This window comes from Roseibium marinum (assembly GCF_002906165.1).
Lineage (GTDB): Bacteria > Pseudomonadota > Alphaproteobacteria > Rhizobiales > Stappiaceae > Roseibium > Roseibium marinum.
In genome coordinates, this window is the sequence record NZ_PPCN01000001.1 from 376,050 (window position 1) to 397,020 (window position 20,971).

The 20,971-nt window shown below is 61.0% G+C and carries 18 protein-coding genes; 7 read left to right on the forward strand and 11 right to left on the reverse strand.

The window, feature by feature from the left end; all coding sequences use genetic code 11:
* The first annotated feature begins 18 nt into the window (after window positions 1–18).
* Window positions 19–1,413, forward strand: coding sequence for a tyrosine-type recombinase/integrase (locus tag CLV41_RS01770; RefSeq protein WP_103220558.1), 1,395 nt, complete (start codon window positions 19–21; stop codon window positions 1,411–1,413).
* Here CLV41_RS01770 and qatD read toward each other — a convergent pair.
* The 7 genes from qatD to CLV41_RS01805 form a co-directional block, all read right to left on the reverse strand.
* Window positions 1,410–2,159, reverse strand: a complete 750-nt coding sequence (qatD, locus tag CLV41_RS01775; RefSeq protein ID WP_103220559.1) for a Qat anti-phage system TatD family nuclease QatD — start codon at window positions 2,157–2,159, stop codon at window positions 1,410–1,412. The genes CLV41_RS01770 and qatD overlap by 4 nt on opposite strands.
* 2 nt (window positions 2,160–2,161) lie before the next feature.
* Window positions 2,162–3,529 carry a Qat anti-phage system QueC-like protein QatC gene (gene qatC, locus CLV41_RS01780; RefSeq protein ID WP_103220560.1) on the reverse strand — a complete coding sequence of 456 codons (1,368 nt, stop codon included), beginning with the start codon at window positions 3,527–3,529 and terminating at the stop codon, window positions 2,162–2,164.
* On the reverse strand, window positions 3,526–4,407 hold the full coding sequence (gene qatB / locus CLV41_RS28320) for a Qat anti-phage system associated protein QatB (protein WP_103220561.1): 882 nt from the start codon (window positions 4,405–4,407) through the stop codon (window positions 3,526–3,528). The genes qatC and qatB overlap by 4 nt, the downstream gene beginning before the upstream one ends.
* A complete protein-coding gene (gene qatA / locus CLV41_RS01790) occupies window positions 4,407–6,335 on the reverse strand; it encodes a Qat anti-phage system ATPase QatA (RefSeq protein ID WP_103220562.1) in 1,929 nt (642 codons plus the stop codon). The genes qatB and qatA overlap by 1 nt, the downstream gene beginning before the upstream one ends.
* A complete protein-coding gene (locus CLV41_RS01795) occupies window positions 6,332–9,313 on the reverse strand; it encodes a TrlF family AAA-like ATPase (RefSeq protein ID WP_103220563.1) in 2,982 nt (993 codons plus the stop codon). Before CLV41_RS01795 ends, qatA begins: the two co-directional genes overlap by 4 nt.
* A 61-nt stretch (window positions 9,314–9,374) precedes the next feature.
* Window positions 9,375–10,244, reverse strand: coding sequence for a nucleotidyl transferase AbiEii/AbiGii toxin family protein (locus CLV41_RS01800; protein ID WP_103220564.1), 870 nt, complete (start codon window positions 10,242–10,244; stop codon window positions 9,375–9,377).
* Window positions 10,237–10,854, reverse strand: a complete 618-nt coding sequence (locus tag CLV41_RS01805; protein WP_103220565.1) for a type IV toxin-antitoxin system AbiEi family antitoxin domain-containing protein — start codon at window positions 10,852–10,854, stop codon at window positions 10,237–10,239. Before CLV41_RS01805 ends, CLV41_RS01800 begins: the two co-directional genes overlap by 8 nt.
* Window positions 10,855–11,243: 389 nt before the next feature.
* Here CLV41_RS01805 and CLV41_RS01810 point away from each other — a divergent pair, with 389 nt between their 5' ends.
* Window positions 11,244–12,440 (forward strand): DUF932 domain-containing protein, encoded by a 1,197-nt coding sequence (locus CLV41_RS01810; protein WP_103220566.1) that lies wholly within the window; start codon window positions 11,244–11,246, stop codon window positions 12,438–12,440.
* Window positions 12,441–12,509: 69 nt separating this feature from the next.
* Here the strand turns inward: CLV41_RS01810 and CLV41_RS01815 are convergent, their stop codons facing one another.
* The 3 genes from CLV41_RS01815 to CLV41_RS01825 all read right to left on the reverse strand — a co-directional run bounded on the left by CLV41_RS01815 (window position 12,510) and on the right by CLV41_RS01825 (window position 13,833).
* Entirely contained in the window at window positions 12,510–12,863 is a 354-nt protein-coding gene (locus CLV41_RS01815; protein ID WP_103220567.1) for a VOC family protein, read from the reverse strand.
* 111 nt (window positions 12,864–12,974) lie between these two features.
* Window positions 12,975–13,469, reverse strand: coding sequence for an SRPBCC family protein (locus CLV41_RS01820; protein WP_103221475.1), 495 nt, complete (start codon window positions 13,467–13,469; stop codon window positions 12,975–12,977).
* Window positions 13,462–13,833, reverse strand: coding sequence for an ArsR/SmtB family transcription factor (locus CLV41_RS01825; protein WP_103220568.1), 372 nt, complete (start codon window positions 13,831–13,833; stop codon window positions 13,462–13,464). The genes CLV41_RS01820 and CLV41_RS01825 overlap by 8 nt, the downstream gene beginning before the upstream one ends.
* 233 nt (window positions 13,834–14,066) lie before the next feature.
* On the opposite strand from CLV41_RS01825, the gene CLV41_RS01830 reads away from it, so the two are divergent.
* The 5 genes from CLV41_RS01830 to CLV41_RS01850 all read left to right on the forward strand — a co-directional run bounded on the left by CLV41_RS01830 (window position 14,067) and on the right by CLV41_RS01850 (window position 19,978).
* Window positions 14,067–16,124: a ParB/RepB/Spo0J family partition protein gene (locus CLV41_RS01830; protein WP_103220569.1), complete on the forward strand. Its 2,058-nt coding sequence runs from the start codon at window positions 14,067–14,069 to the stop codon at window positions 16,122–16,124.
* Window positions 16,125–16,221: 97 nt separating this feature from the next.
* On the forward strand, window positions 16,222–17,262 hold the full coding sequence (locus CLV41_RS01835) for a DUF7146 domain-containing protein (RefSeq protein WP_170107088.1): 1,041 nt from the start codon (window positions 16,222–16,224) through the stop codon (window positions 17,260–17,262).
* Between the two features lie 320 nt (window positions 17,263–17,582).
* Complete coding sequence (locus tag CLV41_RS01840) at window positions 17,583–18,521, forward strand: DUF2493 domain-containing protein (RefSeq protein WP_103220570.1); 939 nt, start codon at window positions 17,583–17,585, stop codon at window positions 18,519–18,521.
* A gap of 121 nt (window positions 18,522–18,642) precedes the next feature.
* Window positions 18,643–19,107: a hypothetical protein gene (locus CLV41_RS01845; RefSeq protein WP_103220571.1), complete on the forward strand. Its 465-nt coding sequence runs from the start codon at window positions 18,643–18,645 to the stop codon at window positions 19,105–19,107.
* 538 nt (window positions 19,108–19,645) lie between these two features.
* Complete coding sequence (locus tag CLV41_RS01850) at window positions 19,646–19,978, forward strand: DUF736 domain-containing protein (RefSeq protein WP_103221476.1); 333 nt, start codon at window positions 19,646–19,648, stop codon at window positions 19,976–19,978.
* 64 nt (window positions 19,979–20,042) lie between these two features.
* On the opposite strand, the gene CLV41_RS01855 is transcribed toward CLV41_RS01850, so the two are convergent.
* Entirely contained in the window at window positions 20,043–20,960 is a 918-nt protein-coding gene (locus tag CLV41_RS01855) for a hypothetical protein (protein WP_146048476.1), read from the reverse strand.
* Window positions 20,961–20,971 lie beyond the last annotated feature (11 nt).

Here is a 20,971-nt window from a genome sequence, read left to right on the forward strand (position 1 = left end):
GGAAAGGTTTACCTTCAGATGGCAAAACTCAACAAACGCTTCGTCGACACCGTGGAAATCCGCGACAAGGACTACATCGTCTGGGATGACGATCTGCCCGGCTTCGGGCTGCGAGTCTTTGCTTCGGGCAAGCGCAGCTACATTATCCAGTACCGCGCCGCCGGCCGATCGCGTCGCTACGCGATCGGATTGCACGGGGTCTGGACGCCGGAAACGGCCCGAAAAGAAGCGCGCGTGCAACTCGGTAAGGTCGCCCAAGGCGACAACCCTGCGGACGAGCGACAGCTCGATCGCAATGCGATGACCGTGAAGGAGCTGGCGGACCAGTATATCGAAGCCATGGAAGCAGGCCTCATCATGGGGAAAGGCGGGCGTCCCAAACGTCCCTCAACCGTCTCTGTGAACATCGGCCAGCTTCGCGGTCATATCGTTCCGCTGATCGGCAAGCGGCGCGTTCAAGATCTGACAAAGGCCGACGTCACTAAGATGATGAACGACGTTATCGCCGGGAAGACGCGCGCCGTGAGAAAGACCGGCAAGAAGCGGGGCGTATCGATCCTGCGCGGTGGACGAGGCACGGCGAGCAAATGCGTTGGCCTTACAGGTTCGATGCTCACCTATGCGATCAGCATGGGGATCGTCGAACAGAACGTTGCCCACGGAATTAGGAAACCCAAGGATCAGGTCCGCGATCGCCGGTTGAGCGAAGACGAATACCGCATTCTCGGGGTGATGCTGCGCAAGGCCGGCAACGATCCCGAACTCGCTCCAACAGTGGCAATCACGCGATTGCTGGCACTAACCGGTTGCCGCCGCGGGGAGATCCTCTCCCTCAAATGGAGCGAGGTCGATTTCGAGAATAGCTGTTTGCGCCTCGCGGATTCCAAGGAAGGCGCTTCGACCAGGCCGGTCGGCTTGCCCGTCATCGAACTCCTTGAGGAGCGCAGGAAACTGGTGGCGGGGGACTTCGTCTTTCCCGGGACACGAGGTTCGGACACCTTCGGCAGCTTCCCGAACCAATGGAACAAGATCTTCGGCGGTCCCGAACTTCCTGATTTCACCGCCCACATCCTCCGGCACAGCTTCGCCAGCATGGCGAACGATCTCGGTTTCACGGAGAGCACAATCGCCGCCCTTGTGGGGCATGCGACAGGATCCATCACGAGCAAGTACATCCACTCGCTCGACAGCGTGCTCATCATGGCGGCCGACACCGTCTCCGGTTACATTCAGGGCCTCCTCGCAGGCGTTGAATTCAAACACACCGCCTACGCGCTGGATCGATCCGCGCGACGCGAAGCCCTGTCGCGATTCATCGCGCAGTCGAGCGTGGCAAGCGCCCGCGCTGGAAAACACCGAGCGGTCCCGCCAAACTCTGAACGTACAACCAATGCCCCAGAAGGCGTCGCCTAGTCGTTCTGCACGAGACTCTTGAGATTTGAGAGTATCTGGGAGCGGACGCTCTCGATTGTCGAACCGACGGAGGAAGCAATCATTTCAACGGCACGACCAACATCGCCAGGGGTGATCGGCTTATCACCGCGAGTGAGGAAAGGGCCGTCCGTCTCGGTCAGTACACGGTGGATTGGTATTTCGCGCATTACGCGTTCGCCGGTCGCGGAAGCGAGCATGCCCTCGTTCACGGAGAAGTAGCAGCCGCGATCAACGGCCCTACGCACATCAGCCTTGCTGCCAGTGAACCAATGCAAGACGACGCCCGCCCGATCTGGCGGTAGATGCTCGTCGAGCATATCCAGGACCGGTTTCGTCGCCCTGACGCTATGCAGACTCACGATCTTGTCACCTTGCTGAGCGCAGGCTCGAAGAATTCGGCTGAAGACCGACTGTTGCAGCTCGAAAGAGCGATAATGAGCGGGTCCGCGATCAAGCCCGATCTCCCCGACGTAACGCGTCTGCGGCAAGAGTCTCTCGAACAGGTCGATCTCCAGGTGCCGATCGGCGACAAGCTGCGGATGCAGACCGAGTCCAACTCTTACGAAGTCGCTGTTTGCGGACAGTTCGACATTCCTTTCAAACGCCTTCGGGGTCGTCGTGACCGCCAAGGTCGCTACTCGCTCGCGTTCGCAGGCCGCAATCGCTCGCGCGAGGTCCGGATAGAGGTCGAGATGCGTATGGAAATCCACGTAGTCAGGCCGCATGGTCACCCGCCCGGCCGTGCCCGAACACCCTTCAGGAGCTCGGCGACTTCAAGGACACCACGTCGAAACACGTCGGCGTAGTCCGGTATCTCGTCGGTTTCGTCATGGAGTGGACCAGGCTTGTGGACCAGTATCTTCGCGAGGCCCGGTTTCGCCTTGATCCGCTTGGCCATCAGCTGGAAGGATCGGACGTGCTCCCCTTCGGGCTGGTCGGAGGCCAGGATATGTCCCTTCAGATTCTCAACCGTGTAGAGCGTCTCATCGTCTCCATCGAGACCGACTTCGAGCGAGGCTCTACGGATCAGGCACGGGACACAGTACCCGCAGTGCCGAGGGGAGAGCTTCTTGTAACGCGCCTTCGCCGGCGACGAGCAAGACATGGAGTTCGCCACGATCTTCTCAAGGAAAGGTTTGTCGGCGCAGTTCGCAACCATCTCGCCCTTCGTCATGTGCCTGTACGGGTTGTTCAGTTCGACATCGAGGGCGAGAGCGTCGATTAGCCTCTGCATGCTCGCGATGAAGTGCGGATGCGCCGTCCGCGTGCTCAGCGCCCCAAATCGCAAGGGATCAAGGGGCACATTGAGAGCGATGAGGCCGTTTTCCGGTATGTCGACCGTGGTCTGTCCGACTATCGCTGACGCTGCCAGTGTCGCCAACGAGTAGAAGAGGAAGGATCGTCCCCGCTGGGTGTTCTCCGTCTCCCCGGTGACGAGATGGTGCTTGTCGAAACCCAGCCGCACACGGAGACTTTTGAAGGCCTCTTTGCCGAACCGGGTTTCCAACTGGTTGAGGATGTAGGCTTGGGCTTTGGCAGTCTCGCTGTCCCAGTAATGACTGACGAACAGCGGGCGTTCACCGCCGCTCAGGAGATCGACCGCGCCAATGAGACTGTCCAAACCACCGGACAGGAGGCTGACCTTTGTCAGCTCGTCTATCGCCAAGCGTTTCGGAGCAACAGCGAGGGTTCTAGTCCTCTTCGTCCGGTCGCGGAAGAAGACACGCCACCGATCCCCCGAGAGAAAGCGCAACATCGACTCAATCGATCTCGCGCTCGCCGTCCAGGCCGCCGAGGTGGACACCGGAATGTAGAGATCGATCTCGCGGGTCCAACCATCTTGTGCGTTCAACTTTCGGGAAACTCTCGTGTCCCCGGCATTGACGAGCGCCGCGAGGACGACGAGGTCAATGGCCCTCTCCGAAGGTAGCAGCCCGAGGGAGGCGAGTTGGTCTAGCGCGTGACCGATACCGAAGCCCATGCGCAGGTCACCGTCCAGGAAATCGATCTCGAATACGTCGGAGTCGGACTGGACCAAGTTGACCTTTCTCTTGTCGTCGGGACCGAGCCGACCGATCAGACTGAACCTCCTCATCCGTCGTCTCCCAAGGCCTCGACCAAATCTAGTGCTGCGCCGTAGAGGTCGTCGACGAAGCTATCGATGGCAGCCGCCTCCAGGTCGCTCAGTGCGGTTCCGCGCGCATCGAACTCATCGCGCACACAACCTTCGATGAAGTCATGCAACATGGCTTGTGCGCGTTCGACCCCGCCGATGTCCGAAGGCGCCGCGATGGCGTTGGTCCCTACCTCGTTGAGAATTTTGCCTTCGATCGAGCGGCTCACCACCCCGATGAAGAACTCCCGCAAATCGTCAGCCGAGAGCTCATCGAAGTTCCCGACACCCGCGGCGGCTAGATCGGCGACCGTCTCAAGCATGGCGTCCCTCGCGATCGCTTCGTCAATGGTGCCGCCTGCAGGACACAGCATATCCGTCAAAGCAACGAACACGTCCTCGGCGGGTGCCCCCGCCATGCCCTCTAGATTGAATCGCCTCAGCGCCTCTGCCGGCCCCTGATTGACGAAGTTCCTCGCGAGGCCGGCCACGCCGCCTGCCACGGCGCGGGAGTTTGGCATACGGCTCGCCGCAGCACGTCCGCCACCGCTCGCACTTACATATCGGCCCGCGCCTCGCCGCAGGGCTCGCTCATCGGATGTTCGCGCACCCCTCGTTATGTTCCCGCGAGCGCCACCGAGACCCGAACTCTCCGGAACGGCAGGTATGGGCTGGTATGACTGAGCCGGTGTCGTCCCGGCCGGTGCCTCCCCGTTTTGATCCGGTCCGCCGGTCCCGTCGCCGTTGGTGGAGTCTGGCTCGCCGTTATCGGGTGCGGCCGCGGGCGGCGACGCGGGCTCGTCGACCCAGCTCGGAACCAGCCCGTTTTTGGAGCCGCCGAATGTTCCGGACGTTCCCATCAGCTACGCTTCCGCTTGCTGGAGAGTTTCATCGCCGCAGTCGCCGCCGCCTTTAGCGGCTTGTTGTCATCCTGATCGGCCCAGCCTTTAAGCGTCGTCGCAAAGTCCGACGCGACGTCGGCTTCACTAAACGCCGAAGCCCAACCGCTGACTACCCATGGACCAAGCTTCGAGACCGGCAGGTCCTGCACGAAAGAGAGCAGCGGCCGCTGCAGGAAGGGGTGCTGACGCGCCATCTCGGCCAGCCCCTTAACGCCCACAGGCTCTTGGGTCAGGTCCTCTGTATCCCGCACCTTGGCGCGGAGCGCGTCGAAGACCTGTTCGGCTTCGAGCGACTGAAGTCGAGCGATTTCTGCCGCGGCCTGTTTCACCTGTAGAGGCGAGCCTTGGAGCTTCGCGACTAGCTCGTCCAATTCGCCCAAGGACGTCACCGCGCCGAACACACTTCGCCGGTCGCGGGTTACGAAAACGTATGGCCTGAGGTCGTTCTCGGCGAGCGGCGGATCGATGGCGGCCCACTGCTTCGCCCATTCGAGGTTCGGCCAATCAGGGAGCGACGCCTCCGTGGACGGAGCACTCTCTTTCCCGTCTGCCGATTTCGTCTCCATGCCGGTGGGCCCGGCCGCGACCACGGCTTCGAGCGCTGCGAGCTCCTCGGATGCCCCTGTGTTCGCGGAGCCGCGCGCCATGGCGTCGTAGAGCTCCGGGGCGAAACGCTCAGCCAGCATGATTTTCGCCAAGACTGACATTTTGAGTTCGTCTCGGAACCCGCGTTCTTCTGCGATTGCGAGGCGGAGCATCATCGTGTTGATAAAGCGCTTGATTTGACGAGGGTTGCCGCGCGCACCGTCGGCGAGGATCGGAGCGATCCGGCCAGCTAGCTCCATCGAGCGCTCGACCTCCGTCGGCACGTTCCCCAAGGCCGTCTCGATAGCTTTCCGGTCGAGACCGGGGCCCTTCCACGGACGCCGCAGAACTTCGCGCGCGAGTTCCGCGAGTTTTTTGAAAGTCTTCGACTCTTCACCGCATTCATTCAGCACAAGGAGAAGAATCACATAGATTCTGGTCTCCGCGTAGCCGAGCGACGGCAGACGAAACGGGACCTGAATGAGCTTCTCAAGGTAGTTTCGTGCGTAGGTGGCCGGACCGGTCGCCACCGGGAGGTCAGGGAAGTGTTGGCGCACAGCATATTCGATCATCCCCTCGTCAGCGGCTATGACAAACGCCGCGCGCGGAACAAAAAGAAAGAGGCGTATCGCTTCCAGTGTTTCTATCGCTGTCTCGGGAAGGCATCGATCCAAATCGTCGACCAGGACAACCAAGCGATCGATTTCTGCTCGCTCCAGCAGTTCCGCGAACTCCTCCCGGAAGGCATGCATCTGCTCCGGTGCGCTGTCTTCCTCGACCTCGCGGAGAAACTCATTCGAACCCTCCACAATAGCCGCGATATTTTCAGGCGTCACATCGTTGGCTCCGCTCGCGATAAGGGCTCGCGCTGCCGTGCCCAGGTCTTTGATCGTCTCCGGATGTGGAATGCCGGTCGCAAGGGTGATGCCATAGGCACCAGCCTTGCGCGCAAGTTTCATCCAGTCGACTCGACGCAATACCTTCTTCGCCTGCTCCGCAACTTTGGCAGATGCAGGTCGCTTGCGACGCAACTCATCGACGATCGTCTCTATCAGGACGGCCTTCGCATCCTCAAATCCTTGGAAAAGCCAACCGTTGAACCGGACGCAGAGGACGCGATCATCTGCGGCGAATGCATCCTCCACCATCATCAGGACACTGGATTTGCCGGCGCCCCAATCACCGTGAATGCCTACGCTGAGAGGCTCGTCTGATTTCTCACATACGAGGCGTACTACGGTCCGTGCGATCGCCTCGTAATAGAGCAGGTCGACTGCGGTCTCATTGTCCGCGATGATCATCTGTCGAGCCTCACACGCAGACGTCTGGCCCGCTCCTGAAAGGCCCCTGCGCCGCCTTCAAGAATATCGCACACCATTTTTCTAATCTCTGCATTCTCCAATCCCCCGGAAACATAGGTAATCGGCGGGAGCGAATTGTGGGGATGTGGTCCAGCTTCCGCAATGATGATTTGGTCCGCGTCAGTATTTATGACCAAGTTAGCATTGTGCGTGACCATGATCACCTGGCGATGTGATTTGGCCTCTGTGAATAGCTGTACTAGTTCGTCAAATACCGATTTCGGGTCTAGATTTTCTTCTGGCTGATCGATGAGAAGTGGCCGGTCATCCTTGTCATCCAAGCCGAGATAGAGAAGCAGAAGGACAATCCCTCGCGTGCCTGGGGACAGCTTGCGGATATCAACACCATCGTATTCGATCCCGTATCGGATTTCGATATGATCGGTACTGAACAGCCATTGAGCGAAGCGTTTCGACCATACACGAAACTCGGCTTGGTCTGTTCTCGCAACCGGTGAATGTTCCAGCAGATCGTTCTGGTATAGCCGTCGGAATTCCGCCATTGCTGCAATAACCTCGGCAGAATCTCCGGTTTCCCAAGCAGTTTTCAGTACCTCATTTGCTTTTTGCTGAAGCGTTCCCTTCCCTCGGAAGGAGCCGGTCTTTCTCAGGTCAATAAGGCCGTCCTCGGCCACATCTGCCCATTGTTCCACGTCTGCTATGCGTGCGACGGAGAACGAGAGCTTCTTCAATGTGCCCGAAGATGCGCCAAGCCGCGCCATCAAGGGCGCGTATAGTTCTTCCAAAACGGATTGCTCAGCGACAAGCGCATCGAAAGCCCTGCCATAGGCTGCCTCACGATCGGCCTGTAGCTGGCGGGCGCGGCCCTTGGCGCCCTTGGCATCGTTCAATTTCTCCGTCAGCGTCTGCAGCGCCGCTGTTTCGGTTGCGATGTTGCTGGAGAGCGCGGCATAGCGACGTTGTGCATCCTTGTCGGCGTTGACCAGCTTTTCCAACCGCGCCATCTCGGCTTCCAGCACCGCTTGGGGTAGCGTGGTGAGATCGGTGTCGTCGGGAAAATAGGGCGTGTTCGGGTCGCGGGGCTGCGGTGGTGTGCCCTTGAGTTTGGCGATTTCGCCATCGACCCATTTCACATAGCCGCTCAGATTGTCATCGACCGGTCCCGTATAGTCCAGCAGGAAGGCGGCCCACTGATCGTCTGTCATGCCACTGTGCTCGTGGCGCGACTGAGCATGGCGAAGCGCTTCAGGCGCCTGGTTGCGGCGCATGTCTTTCACTTCATCTTGCATGGCGAGAAATGTTTGTCGCTGCCCTGTGTACCGGCGAAGATTTGCTCGGACCTGGTTAGCCGCACCGGCCAGTTCCGTGTGTCGCTGAGCTCTTTTCTCGCTGCCTTTCGACACCAGCTTGGCGCGGTCGGTCGTATAGGCATCAACCAGCTTCTTTTTCTTCGCTACCTCCGCCTCGTAGCTGGCGACGAGCTTCTCCTTCTCCAGCTCTGTACTGATGCGATCAGAGATCTGGGCGACAGCTTCGGCCTCCCTGGCGCGAGCGAGACGATGCCGTGATGCGCGCTGTTCCAACAGCTCCGCAAAATTTAGCGCGCCGTCCCGGGTTTCATCAGGATGCGCCTCGAAAATCACACGTTCCATTTCCCGGAGCAGCCCGTCGGTCAGGCCGTTTGACGAGCAGAGCTCCTCGACAAACTGCTGAGACAGATATCGCACGCGTTCATAGCTGAATGGCCCGTTGGCGTCGGAGCCATTAAGGGCGCGCGTTTCGGGGTCTCCAGCCGCCCACTTCACCCTCACCTTTGCATCATCCACAAGTGGGCGAGCGCGAACGAGGAAGGAGGGGTTTGCCCATTCGTCGGCTTTCCAGGCATCGTCCGGGATCGAGTCGCAGCCGGCTGCGATCATGTCTGCCAGCGCCGTCTTGCCAGAACCGCGGGCTCCGATGATCGCGACCAGGCCCGGATTGAGCGGTATGGTCGACGTCTTCATCCATGGCGCTTCGAGAACTTCGATCCCGGCAATCACCTGCGAAGGCGTTGCCGACGCTGGCGGCTCGCTCCCGACATGCACCCGGTCGCCCGGGTCGATACATGCTTGCCGCAACGCGTCGAATTCGAGCCCGCCCTTGATCCAGGAGAAGCGGTCCCCGAATGGTGAAGCGACACTCTCGAGGTCATGTGCGTCGCTTCCATGCAGGCACGGCTTGAGACCACCGTACACTTCGCGAATTTCATCGGCAGACATTGAAGGTTTGCGGCCTAGCCAGAATTCCCGCTGCGCCTCGCTGCTGGCGAATATCACATGGGCAAAACCTTCGATCTCGCGTCGGATGGTTTGATCGGCGGCCTCTCGAACACCCGACGTTCCGTCGTTCACCCCGCCTGCCACGCCGATCAGGATGTTCTTTTTCGCCCAACCGCTCTCCGCATAAACTTCCCGAAGCTGCTGGAAATTGACCTTGAACTGGCTAGCGCCATAGGCAAGTGCGGCTCCATCGTCAGCAATGTTCGGGTCCGCCCTCCTACCCAGCCTAATTAGATCGGCGCGCGTGCAGTCGAACCGATCCTGCATCGCGTTGAACTGCAAGCGCGACAATAGTCGTTGCAGCTCATCGATGTGTTGCGGGTCTTCGGGGCTCACGAATAGGTGCAGATTGACGAAGCCGCCCTTTGAAGTCGCAACATCGAGTCTCACCTCCACATTGGGAAAGATGAGCGCAGTGTTCGGGAGTCTACCCGCATCCCGGTGCCTTAAGACTTCCCGATAGGTGTTGGTCACGTAGTAGTCAGTGACAGCGATCGCCTCGATGACCGGGGTCGCTTGTTCAAGTGCTGTGAGATAGTCGTCCCATGCATTCGGCCCGCTGAACTGATTGTTCATGACGGTGCCGGGAGCGTGGATATGTGGCTCCCACCTCCGCCATTCCGATCCACGATTCAGCATGAGCCCCCCTTATTCCCTTTCTCCCTGAGTGTTTTCCTCAGTGCATTCTTCCACTTCACCACTATTGGCCCAGTTCGTTTGCTCGCTTGGCCCGTAGCATCAAAAAGCCAGCGAGTTCCTCAAGAACCAGCGCAAGAGGCCCTGGATCAGTTGCAACATCCTCGACGAAGGCGCGCCATTGCCGCTGCTTCTGTTCGTCCGCCGCAAATGCCGGCGTAAGCGCATCGGGCAACTCGGTCGGGATCGCCGTTTCGCGCCGCGCGAAGGTCGCGGCGATCGCCTGCGCAAGCCTGTCATCAGCGAAACTGAATGAGCGGCTGAGAATCCAGATGTCGTAGAAGTCCTTCATCCGGCTGTTCGCCCGGCCCAACGCCACCATCGCCTGGAACTTCTCGGCGATAACCGTCTCCCGCGCATAGGCGCGCAACCGCGGCGCGGGCAGGTCGAGCATGACAGGGTAGTCGACGACTTCCGCTCCGGGCTCCAGCGCATCGCCGAAGCCGATGTCGATTGTCAGATTGATCCGTGCACCGCCGACCGTAGCGATGGCGCGCAGCCGGAGGCCGCCATAGTCGAGTTCTTCGCGAATGCGATCGACACGCAGCGTGTCCGGATCGAACACGACGCCGTCTTCGACATCCTGAGACAGGATGTCCCGGAACGTCGTCAGCATCGCGTCTTCGCTCGGGTCGCCGAAACCCAGCAAATCGAGATCGCGTGTGCCGCGATGCGGATCGTCGAACCAGCTCATCATCAGCATTGCGCCTTTCAGGACGAAGCGGTCGGCATGGGGTGACTGGCTGAGCCGGAACAGAAGGCGCTCCAGCGCGAAGCGCGTGAGCACGAGATCGAAACTCTGCCCGTTCGCCTTGGAGAGCTTGAGAAGCCGGGCGCGCACCGAGGCGCCGATATTCTTGATCTCCTTAGCCATTGGCGGTCAGCGCCTCCAGATAAGGGCGGATCACCGTGCCAACCCCGCCTGTATCCGCCGCCCTGGCGATCTCGGCAGCCGTGGCTTTACGTTGACGCAGGGCTTCCTGTAGGCCTTCGAGCGCGACGGACAGACCGATCTTGCCGCGATGCCGGAAACAGTCGGCAACGGTTTTCGCTACGCCGAACACCTTCACCGATACGCCTTCGATTACATGGGTCTCGACGCTGTCTGTAAGCAGATCGTCTGAGAAACGGAGCGTGCGGATAGGCATATCGCTCGGCTTCGGCGTCCAGTAGTTCCGGCCGATCGCCATCCACACCTTCTTGGGAAGCCGATCCGTGATTCCATGAAAGGCGAGCGCCGAGACGAGGCAGATCACCCCTTTGGGGAAACGCTTGGCCGCTTCGGCGAGGCTATGGTTTGCGTCGAGTTCTGCATCGGGAAGCTGGTAGAGCCCGCGCGCCAGGCGGATGACCTCGCCATCCTTCTCCATGCGGCTGACGGTTGCGGCGGTTACACCAGCGTCCCGAAGCTCCGCAAGGCGCAGAATTCCACGCGCCGCGAGGAGTTCGTGGGCTATCTCGCGCTGGGACAGAGTCTTGGGCATCGATATATATTCTCGCACTATACCTTCCATAGTGTGAGGATTTGTATCACACACAGCGGTGAAGGAAAAGACAAAGCACTCTTTTCGATGGACTGCTGGCTTATGCGGTCCAAGTTCCATGAGGAGATTCGCGTCCCCCTCCGGGCCGAGCCGTCGGCTGATTGGAAGTCAATGGGCCACCAATTGGAACCGAACGGATCGCGATCTGGAGGGGATTTTTTTGGGGGGGGGAAGCCTTCCCCTGCGGCCGAGCCCAGGTCTCGGCCGACTCCTTCTGCGGGGAGACGCCGTGGGCGCCCCCAGAGAGTAAGAGTTCGGCGGCTTTCGCCGTGACGGGTTTGGAGGTCGAGAGAGAGTCTCCCGGCCGGCCCGCCCACGGAGATTGACCCATGACCAACCTTGAAACCCTGGACGGCCGGCGCGACCCGAGCGGCGGTTACAAAGTCGATATCTCGCGCGGAGAGCGAATCGGCCGCGTCTCCTCGGAATGGTTTTCCCGGCCGGATGACGAGCGCTATCTGTCCCTGTCGGAGCTTTACGCCTCGGTGAAGGGCCGCGCCGAGCGTAGCCGCACGCGGACGGTCGAGAGCGCGGCGATCCGCGTCGAGGCGCATCGCGACGATCCGGAAAACCTGGCGCTCATCCTGCCCGACGCCGCAGCGCCGATCGCGCCGACCCATTGGAGCTTCGGCCAACTCGCCAGCCTGGTGAGCGCGCCAGCGGCCTATCTGCGCCAGCTTCCGGCGCCGCTCGCGGGCATCAATCTGCAATACGGGCTCACCTCGCACCGCGCCGAGCAGATCAAGACGCTGGAAACCGAGGATGGGCGAACCGAGCTGCGCGCCGTCACCGGCCCGGATTATGGCCGCATCTATGACCACGAGCTCGTTGCCGCCGTGCAAAAGATCGCAGGCAACGGCACCGGCGATACGCGCTGGAAAGTGCCCGGCACGCTCGACTGGTCGAGCGGCGTCTACAACCCGATGATCGACATCAGCAAGGACACGACCACGCTCTACGCCTCCGACCGAGACGTCTTCCTCTTCCTGGTCGACGACATGAACCCGATCGAGGCGGGCAAGCTGCCGGACGGATCGCCCGATCTCTATTTCCGGGGCTTCTATTGCTGGAACTCGGAGGTCGGTGCCAAGACACTCGGTATCGCCAGCTTCTATCTGCGCGCCGTCTGCCAGAACCGCAATCTCTGGGGCGTTGAGGACTTCCAGGAAATCAGCATCCGGCATTCCAAATACGCCGCCAACCGCTTCGCGCACGAGGCGGCGCCGGCTCTGACCCGCTTCGCCGACTCCTCGCCGCGACCCTTCGTCGAAGGCATTCGAGCAGCGCGCGAGCGGATCGTCGCGTGCAACGATGACGATCGCACCGACTTCCTCCGTAAGCGGGGTTTCTCCAAGGCGGAGACGGCCAGGATCGTCGAGACAGTCCTCGCCGAGGAAGGCCGCCCGCCCGAGTCCGTGTTCGACTTCGTGCAAGGCATCACCGCCGTGGCCCGGTTAAAACCTCAGCAGGACGCCCGTTTGGTGATGGAGGGAAAAGCAAAGCGCCTGTTGGAGAAGGCTGTATAGGGGACGATGTCGGGTGGCGGCTCGGAGCGCCGACTGTCACCCGATGGCTCTGGGCCGAGGCGTGCGCGTCTATTCGGGGTGGGAAAGGATATTCAACAGCTTGCCTGCAGGATCACGGACAAAGAAGCGACGGACGCCCCAGGGCTCATTGGCGAGATCATAGGCGATGTCGTGACCGAGCGTTTTGGCCCTCGCATATACGGCGTCGATGTCATCCACCTCTATCGACAAGTCGGGCACTGGCGTGCCGGAGCCGCCTTCCGTGGCTATGCTGATCTGAACACCAGCCGTCTGCTCCGAGGCCAATGTCACGATCCAGCCATGGTCCATGACAATTTCCAACCCGAACAGGTCAGAATAAAACTTTTGAACAGGGGCGATCGACGCCGCGTCAATGTTCGCTACGATGCGTCGAACCGTCATTGGATGCTCTCCCGCGCTTATTGTACATTGCCCGTCCAGAAAAACTCTCAAAAAGCTCGCTGAGCGGCCATCCAGGGGGAGAAATTACGGCTTATTGTGCCACCACGGACATTAATTCTGCATTTCTGCAAGCAACTGTTCGAGCATTTCCATTCCCATGCCCCACCCTTTACCAAGCCCATCCATGGCCGCCGCAAAGCAAACTATTTCTTTTTCACTTGCTTCATGCGGCGACCAGACAAGGCGCATTTTCGTTTTTCCAGCCGTTTCGGCAAAGCTCACATCGGTGAGCAATACGCGCGGCCAGTCCGGCATCATCGGGTCGGCCGCAATGTTCCAACCGGCGTCGGTGTTGGCCATCAAGCCGACAAGGCGCTCGGGCGCGTCGACTTCAATATAATCCATGCGCTGATAATTCGAACGGTCACCCATTTTCATTTCATTTAGCCATTGCCCGCCTGGCCGAACGTCAAGTTTATGAATGACTGTTTCAACATTGGGACCGTACCATCGCACGAGTAGCTCTGCTTCAGTCCATGTCCGCCAAACCAGGTCGCGGGGGGCGTCAAAATCTCTCTCAAGTACATAGACCGGTAGATCAGCCATCATCATTTCCTCTTACACCCGATTGTTTCAATTCTTCCAGAAGGCCGTCCAACTGATCGAAGCTGCCAGCCCAAAATCTTCTAAACTCCTCAAGCCACTGCACTGCGTCGGCCATGGGTTCCGCTTTGAGGCGGGCGGGACGCCGTGTCCGGTCGATTGCGCGTTCAACAAGGCCGGCGCGCTCCAGCACCTTCAAATGCTTTGAAATCGCTGGTTGGCTCATATCGAAAGGTGCGGAAAGCTCAGCGACCGATGCTTCGCCGCTAGCCAGCCGGGAAAGAATCCTTCGCCGCGTCGGGTCGGCAAGCGCGCCAAATACAGCGTCTAGGGCACCGGATCCTGAATTATAACCAATTCGTTCCATAACTATATGGTTATTGTTTGGGCCTAGTTCTGTCAAGCTCTTAGTGCGATCAAATCACCCAAGAAATTGTCCTCAATGAACCTGATCCAAACCGGTGTCCCGTGGAGGCTCGCTCATTCTGAAGGACGTCCGAGCCGGTCCAATTCTTTAGAGGAAGAGGCGGGCCGGGTTTTTCGTGACGGGTTTGGAGGTCGAGAGAGAGGCTTTCGGCCAGCCCGTCGCGGAGAACTGATATGACCAAGTCTCAGAAAATCACCCTCAGCGCCTCGCGCGACATTCCCTTCAACAAGCTGATGCTGAGCCAGTCCAATGTCCGGCGCGTTAAGGCCGGCGTCTCGATCGAGGAGCTCGCCGAGGACATCGCCCGGCGCACGCTTCTGTCCTCGATCACCGTCCGGCCGGTGCTGGACGAGGACGGCGCTGAAACCGGCATGTTCGAGATCCCGGCCGGCGGACGCCGCTACCGGGCGCTCGAACTTCTAGTCAAGCAGAAGCGGCTGAACCGCACAGCGCCCGTGCCCTGCATCGTGCGCACGGACGGCCTCGCCGAAGAAGACAGTCTCGCCGAGAATGTTCAGCGTGCGCCGCTTCATCCGCTCGACCAATTCCGCGCCTTCCAGGCGATGCGCGAGAAAGGCAAGAGCGAGGAAGAAATCGCGGCGGCCTTCTTCGTCTCGGCGAATGTCGTCAAGCAGCGGCTCAAGCTCGCCGCCATCGCGCCGTCGCTTCTCGACGCCTATGCCGAGGAGGAACTGACCCTCGACCAACTCATGGCCTTCACGGTCAATCCCGACCATGAGAGCCAAGAGCAGGTCTGGGAGTCGATCAAACGGACTTATGCGAAACAGCCCTATGAGATCCGCCGTATGCTGACTGTAGGCGCTGTCCGCGCCTCCGACCGGCGGGCGCAGTTCGTCGGGCTCAACGCCTATGAGGCGGCCGGCGGCGCCATCCTTCGCGATCTCTTCCAGTCCGACGATGGCGGATGGCTGCAGGACGCAGGCCTGCTTGCGAAACTCGTCGACGAAAAGCTCGAAACCGATGCGGAAGCAATCCGCGCCGAGGGCTGGAAATGGATCGAGATCGGCACGGACTTTCCCTACGGCCATACCTACGGTCTGCGCCGGATCATCGGCGAGACCGAACCGATGAGCGAGGACGAGATCGCGAGCTTCCACGCGCTGAAGGCTGAATACGATCAGCTTGAGGACGAGTACGCCGACGCCGAGGACTTCCCGGAAGAGATCGACAGCCGGCTTGGCGAGATCGAAACGGCGATGGAAGCCTTGCAGGAGCGGCCCATCCGCTTCGAGCCGGATGAAATCGCCATGGCCGGCGTCTTCGTCAGCATCGGCCATGACGGCCGTCTGCGTGTCGAACGCGGCTATGTCCGTCCGGAGGACGAACCTTCCGTCGAATCCGACGGGCAGGATGCGGTCGACGGGATCGACGCGTCTGCCGAGGAGAACGTCGACGACGTTCCGACCCCCGACGCCAGCGAAGAGACGGAAGAGGAAGACGATGGCCTGAAGCCGCTCTCCGACCGTCTCATCATAGAGTTGACGGCGCATCGCACGCTCGCCCTTCGCGACGCGCTCGCCAACGATCCGCAGACGGCGTTCCTCGCCGCCCTGCACGCGATGACGCTGCGGCTCTTCTATCACTATCCGCTGGATAGCTGCGTCGAGATCACCCCGCACAGCGCCGGTTTCGGCGCCCAGGCGCCGGGTCTCGGCGACACGGCTTATGCGCTCAGTGTCGACGCCCGCACCGAAAACTGGCTCGCGGCACTTCCCAAGGCGCCTGAAGATCTGTGGGACGCACTGGTCGGGTTCGACAACGATAGCCGCGAGGCGCTGTTCGCGCATTGCGTCGCCATGACCGTCAACGCCGTCCAGGAACCATACAACCGCTGTCCGCGGGCGCTCGCCCATGCCGATGTGCTGGCGACGACGCTCGGGCTCGACATGGCGGCGGCGGGCTGGGCGCCGACGGGCGAGAGCTATCTCGCTCGCGTCACCAAGGCCCGCATTCTGGAGGCCGTGCGCGAAGCGAAGGGCGAGAATGCATCCGACCGCATCGCCGGCCTCAAGAAACCGGACATGGTCGCGGCGGCCGAAGAGCTTCTCGAAGGAACCGGTTGGTTGCCCGAAGTCCTGCGCATGCCGGCTCTCCCTGAAAGCGAAGCGCAATCGGCGGATAACGGCGGCGAACCGGCCATGGGCGATTCCGCCGTCATCACCGATGATGAACCTGTCACCGGCAACGCCTTCGCCACTGCGGCCGAGTGACCGGGAGCCAAGCCCCCCCAACGGCTCCCGCTGCCGCCCCTGGAGCCCGCCCACTGTGGCGGGCTCCTTCTTTTTTGCACGAACTATGGAGGCTTAGATGAGCAGCGTTGCATCCGACATCGCGCAGCGGCTCGGCCGCGAGGCGGAAGCCGTTTGTCGCCATTACCTCTCCAACGGCCGCAAGCAGGGCCGCTACTGGATCGTCGGTGACATCGAGAACACGCCCGGACGCAGTCTTTATGTTCGCCTGACAGGACCAGCCCATGGTCCGGGCGCCGCCGGGAAATGGACCGACGCCGCCACGGGCGAACATGGCGACCTGCTAGATCTTATCGCCGGCGCCCGGCAACTTCGCACCTTCGGCGAGACGCTTGATGAGGCGAGGATCTTCCTGAGCCTCCCACGACCTGCACCGCCAACTCGCGAACGAGCGGTCGCCCCTACAGGATCGCCGGAGGCTGCACGGCGCTTCTTCGCCATGGGAAGTCCGGTTGGTGAAACGCTCGCCGAGCGCTATCTTCATCGGCGCGGTCTTTCCGGGCTTGGCGACGCGCCAGCACTTCGGTTTCATCCGCACTGCTACTATTGGCGCGAAGGTCAGCCAAAAGACACTCCACCGGAGACCTGGCCTGCATTGCTCGCCAAGGTCACGGATGTGAACGGCAATCTCACCGGCGTTCACCGCACATGGCTCGATCCGGCGACGGCTCGCAAGGCGCCCCTCGATCCATCACGCAAGGCCATGGGGAACCTGCTCGGCCATGGCGTGCGGATCGGAACTGCGAGCGACATCCTCGCTGCTGGCGAAGGGCTGGAAAGCACGCTCTCCGTGCGCATGGCGTTGCCCAACATGCCCGTCATATCCGCGTTGTCGGCCAATCATCTCGCCGCGCTGATCCTGCCGACCGGGCTTCAGCGTCTCTACATCGCCGCCGACGCCGACGAAGCAGGCGACATGGCCACCGCCAATCTGACCGAACGCGCAGGAGCCGTCGGTATCGAGACGATCCGGCTTATTTCTCTTGGCGGCGACTTCAACGAAGACCTCCGCAATCTCGGACGGGACGACCTAAGGACGCATCTGGGTCAGCAACTGGCCGAGCCCGATCTATCGCGGTTGCTTCCCGACGAACACTGAGCGGCTGAGCAGGCCCGTCACTAGTCTGGTCGCCATCGTCAGATCACCTCCTAATTCGAGAGCCTCGCCTTCGGCCTTCCGAGAGGAGCGAGACGGAGCGGAGACTGGCCGAGCCGGCAACGGCTGCGGCGACACTCTTTTCCACCGCCGGGCGTAAAGGCCCGGCTTTGCATCGCGAAACAAAAGAGCGCCGCCTCCACCGTCCTCCGCCTCTGGCTCCGGCCGCCGTTAACGGCGGTGCAGTCCCGGCCAGCCCCCGCTTTCCCGTCGCTCGGGAAGGCCGCGAGAGGCGCGGCCCACGCCGAACAGGAGACGATCCCATGACCGCCGAGACCACCGAACCAATGGCCAGCTCCGCAACTGCGGCCGTACTCGAGGAATTGCAGCTCTATGGCTATCGGCCTTTCGCCGACGAGCCCGACCCGAGACCCTTGCCCAAAGCCGACGCCCTCCAGGGTGCGATAGCCGACATCTTCGAAGCGCTCGCCGCCACGCTGGAAGACACGCGTCTCGAACCGGATCTCGAAGACCTGCTCTGGTCATTGACGAACCTGTTCCATCGCACAGCCGCCCGTGTCGACCGCGACCTCGACGACAACGAGCAGGCCCAGAAACGCTCGCAGCGCGAACAGGACGGCTCGGAAGTACGCTCGGTCGAACTTGAAGCCCTGACGGCGCAGGGCGTCACGCTGATCGAGCGGCGCAACGCTTACGAGCTCATGCGCGATATCGCCGCCGATCACTTCGAGACCCATATCGGTCAGACCTGGCGACCGCACTCGGGATCACGGATCAGTCACCGCACGCTGACAGCGGCCATGATCGACAGCCGCGACTATCTCTCGGCAAAGCGACGCGCGGAGATCGAACCCCTGCTGCCAACCGGACCACGGGTCGCGTTCTCCGGCGGGCTCGACGTCACCGACCATCGGGCGATCTGGGATGCGCTGGACCGTGTGAAGGCCAAGCATGCCGACATGGTGCTCCTGCATGGTGGCTCGCCCAAAGGCGCCGAGAAGATCGCCGCGTGCTGGGCCGATAACCGCAAATGCCAGCAAATCATCTTCAAGCCGGACTGGAAGCGCCACGGCAAGGCCGCGCCGTTCAAGCGCAACGACGCCCTTCTTGAGGCGATGCCCATCGGACTCATTCTCTTTCCGGGCTCCGGGATCACCGACAATCTGGCCGACAAGGCCAAGAAGCTCGGCGTCCCGCTCTTTGATTTCAGGCCGAAGAAAAACACTGCGCAGGCAGCGTGATGTATAGAACGCATCACCTGATGCGCGCGCCGGAAGGTTCCGGCGCGCGCTCCATTGCGCTATACTTCGAGGAGCGCCGTGGCGGTTGGTGGAGGCGCTCCATCCATGAAGGAGACCGCCCATGTTTCTGTCCGCTTTGCTGAGCTTTGTCGGCCTCGGCTTCCTCTGCTGGTTGTTATTCAACCTGGCCGTCTATGCGCTTCCGTTCTTTGTCGCCGTCACGGTCGGCCACTATGCGTTTGAAAACGGCGCGGCGCCGATCGGCGCCATCGCCGTCGCCCTGTTCGCCGGCGCTGTCGCTCTTATTCTCGGGCAAGTCGCGTTCGCCACGATCCGGTCACCGACCATCCGCCTGGCGATCGGCGCGCTCTATGCCTTGCCGGCGGGGCTGGCCGGCTTTCACGCGGTCAAAGGGCTCTCTGAGACCGGCGGCACAGGCGCGGCGTGGACCCTCATCTTCGCGAGCATCGGTGCGATCATCGTCGGCGCGACGGCCTGGGTGCGCATCGCATCCTTTGCAGGATCGGAGACGCAGTCCGGCGGCGTCGACTCGCATCATGCTGGATACGCGGCCCGAGAAGGCTGAGTCGCTCAGGCCAATCTAACGTGTCGCTCTGCGATCAAGGCGCATCCGAGCGCATACCGGAGTCGCGCGTGACGCATTTCGTACCGACTCTCGCGCTTTGACAGGGAAGGCCCAATTAGGCTCCCAGCGAGAGCAACAATGACGGAGCGTTGTCGTTCCATCCTCTCCGATCTGATATCATCTTTCCGTCCGAAACAGTGTCGATGACACATCGCCTGACGCAAGTTGCCGGTAAGTCTCGGTCATCGCTGGCCACTGAAAAACTTCTCCTGAGCCTCATCACCCACGCCCAACACGGCCTCTCATGGACTGATCTGGCCGGGGACCGGCTGACGCCTCGACCGCCTTGGCCGCAACGGCGGAGCCGAACTTTCTTCCCCTGGGCTGCGCCCATTCCTCGCGGACCAAGAAACTCCGTCTCCGCCGTCCTTCGCATGCGCTGCGGGTCCTTCGGACTGCGTCGGCGGTCGTCCCGGCCTCGTCGATCGCCATCGAGGCCGCGAAGGGCGCGGGCTCGGAAGCCAAAAGGAGAACTGACATGGCCACCATCGGAACCTTCAAGAAGTCCGCCAACGAGTACGTCGGCGAAATCGTCACCCTCAGCGTTCAGGCGAAGAATGTTCGGATCATCCCGGAAGAGGATCGCGCGAATGACAACGCACCCAGCCACCGCGTCTTCGTCGGCCGCGCCGAGATCGGCGCCGCCTGGTCCAAGCGCTCGAGCGAGGGCCGCGACTATCTGAGCCTCAAGCTCGACGATCCGAGCTTCACCGCTCCGATCTATGCCAACCTCTTTGACGACACTGTCATCGAAGGCGAAGACAGCTACAGCCTCATCTGGTCTCGGTCGCGTCGCCAGAACGGCGACTGACGCCTCCGACAGCCCCGCCCGGCAAGACCGGGCGGGGCTGCCCAGCTTCTTCACGCAAGCCGCGTTAAGCAAACCGAAACGGATCGTAAATCGTTGCCGGATGATAATGTCCGACAATGCATTCGGCCGGAAGATTCTCTGTCAAACTCAACGCCGAACCAGCGCCGGGACTTAATGCGTGTGCTTCCAGCTCATCCACCAGCTCGCAAAAGAGGTACTCAAGGATAGAGCCCGCGAACTCTTCGAGTGCGCCTGATCGGATCATGACCATTGGTATATCGCATACGAACATTGTCGGACTGCCGATCCCTGTCAGCGCCTTCTTCGTTTCCCAGGAACTCGCTACGCGGGTGCCTAGGCAATACAGATACTCGCTGCCATAGGTTAGATAGTGCCCGGCGCCGCCGGCCCTACTGAATAGCTCTTCCTCTCGGGCACAGTAATACAATCGCCCCTCGCGACCACCGGCAGGATCGCGCGCTTTGATTTCATCAATGGCGTTCTGAAGACGCTCTTCTGTCGCATGCTTGAACTGGCCGTTCAGAAAGACTGATCTGGCGCGATCTTCAACTTCGGCGGCGTTCAAGACCTTCAATCCATTCTGATAGAACTGAGCCAGGTCATTTGTTCTGGTGGCGTGGCCTGCCCGAAAAGCTCGGTACTCCTTCCGCAACCGGTCGGCAGTAAGCGTCTTGATGTCGGTGATCTCGCCCGTGACACCGTTGATCAGGTCGTCCAGCCAGGAAAGATCATCTGAGACGACGTACTCGGGCGGATGACGGACAAATTCAGCCCTCACCTCATCGGTGATTAAATCGCCAAGCATACGCCAGATGCGTTCGCGCCACGTCTCAACGAGGGGGTAGCAGAACACGTCGTCTCGAGGCTGCGGGCGCTTAGAAAGGCTGGCGGCTATCTCTCGGTCCTCGTAACCCGGCAGCATACTGCCGGGAACCAGCCCGGACGGAGGATATGTGCTCATTGTATCGTTCC

Excerpts from the sequence above, each read along its gene's own strand:
- CLV41_RS01845 (WP_103220571.1), top strand. The coding sequence starts at position 18,643 with ATGTTTCTGTCCGCTTTGCTGAGCTTTGTCGGCCTCGGCTTCCTCTGC.
- CLV41_RS01795 (WP_103220563.1), bottom strand. The coding sequence starts at position 9,313 with ATGCTGAATCGTGGATCGGAATGGCGGAGGTGGGAGCCACATATCCAC.
- qatB (WP_103220561.1), bottom strand. The coding sequence starts at position 4,407 with ATGGGAACGTCCGGAACATTCGGCGGCTCCAAAAACGGGCTGGTTCCG.
- qatC (WP_103220560.1), bottom strand. The coding sequence starts at position 3,529 with ATGAGGAGGTTCAGTCTGATCGGTCGGCTCGGTCCCGACGACAAGAGA.
- CLV41_RS01840 (WP_103220570.1), top strand. The coding sequence starts at position 17,583 with ATGACCGCCGAGACCACCGAACCAATGGCCAGCTCCGCAACTGCGGCC.
- qatA (WP_103220562.1), bottom strand. The coding sequence starts at position 6,335 with ATGATCATCGCGGACAATGAGACCGCAGTCGACCTGCTCTATTACGAG.
- CLV41_RS01835 (WP_170107088.1), top strand. The coding sequence starts at position 16,222 with ATGAGCAGCGTTGCATCCGACATCGCGCAGCGGCTCGGCCGCGAGGCG.
- CLV41_RS01800 (WP_103220564.1), bottom strand. The coding sequence starts at position 10,244 with ATGGCTAAGGAGATCAAGAATATCGGCGCCTCGGTGCGCGCCCGGCTT.
- CLV41_RS01855 (WP_146048476.1), bottom strand. The coding sequence starts at position 20,960 with ATGAGCACATATCCTCCGTCCGGGCTGGTTCCCGGCAGTATGCTGCCG.
- CLV41_RS01825 (WP_103220568.1), bottom strand. The coding sequence starts at position 13,833 with ATGGAACGAATTGGTTATAATTCAGGATCCGGTGCCCTAGACGCTGTA.
- CLV41_RS01770 (WP_103220558.1), top strand. The coding sequence starts at position 19 with ATGGCAAAACTCAACAAACGCTTCGTCGACACCGTGGAAATCCGCGAC.
- qatD (WP_103220559.1), bottom strand. The coding sequence starts at position 2,159 with ATGCGGCCTGACTACGTGGATTTCCATACGCATCTCGACCTCTATCCG.
- CLV41_RS01805 (WP_103220565.1), bottom strand. The coding sequence starts at position 10,854 with ATGCCCAAGACTCTGTCCCAGCGCGAGATAGCCCACGAACTCCTCGCG.
- CLV41_RS01815 (WP_103220567.1), bottom strand. The coding sequence starts at position 12,863 with ATGACGGTTCGACGCATCGTAGCGAACATTGACGCGGCGTCGATCGCC.
- CLV41_RS01850 (WP_103221476.1), top strand. The coding sequence starts at position 19,646 with ATGGCCACCATCGGAACCTTCAAGAAGTCCGCCAACGAGTACGTCGGC.
- CLV41_RS01830 (WP_103220569.1), top strand. The coding sequence starts at position 14,067 with ATGACCAAGTCTCAGAAAATCACCCTCAGCGCCTCGCGCGACATTCCC.
- CLV41_RS01820 (WP_103221475.1), bottom strand. The coding sequence starts at position 13,469 with ATGGCTGATCTACCGGTCTATGTACTTGAGAGAGATTTTGACGCCCCC.
- CLV41_RS01810 (WP_103220566.1), top strand. The coding sequence starts at position 11,244 with ATGACCAACCTTGAAACCCTGGACGGCCGGCGCGACCCGAGCGGCGGT.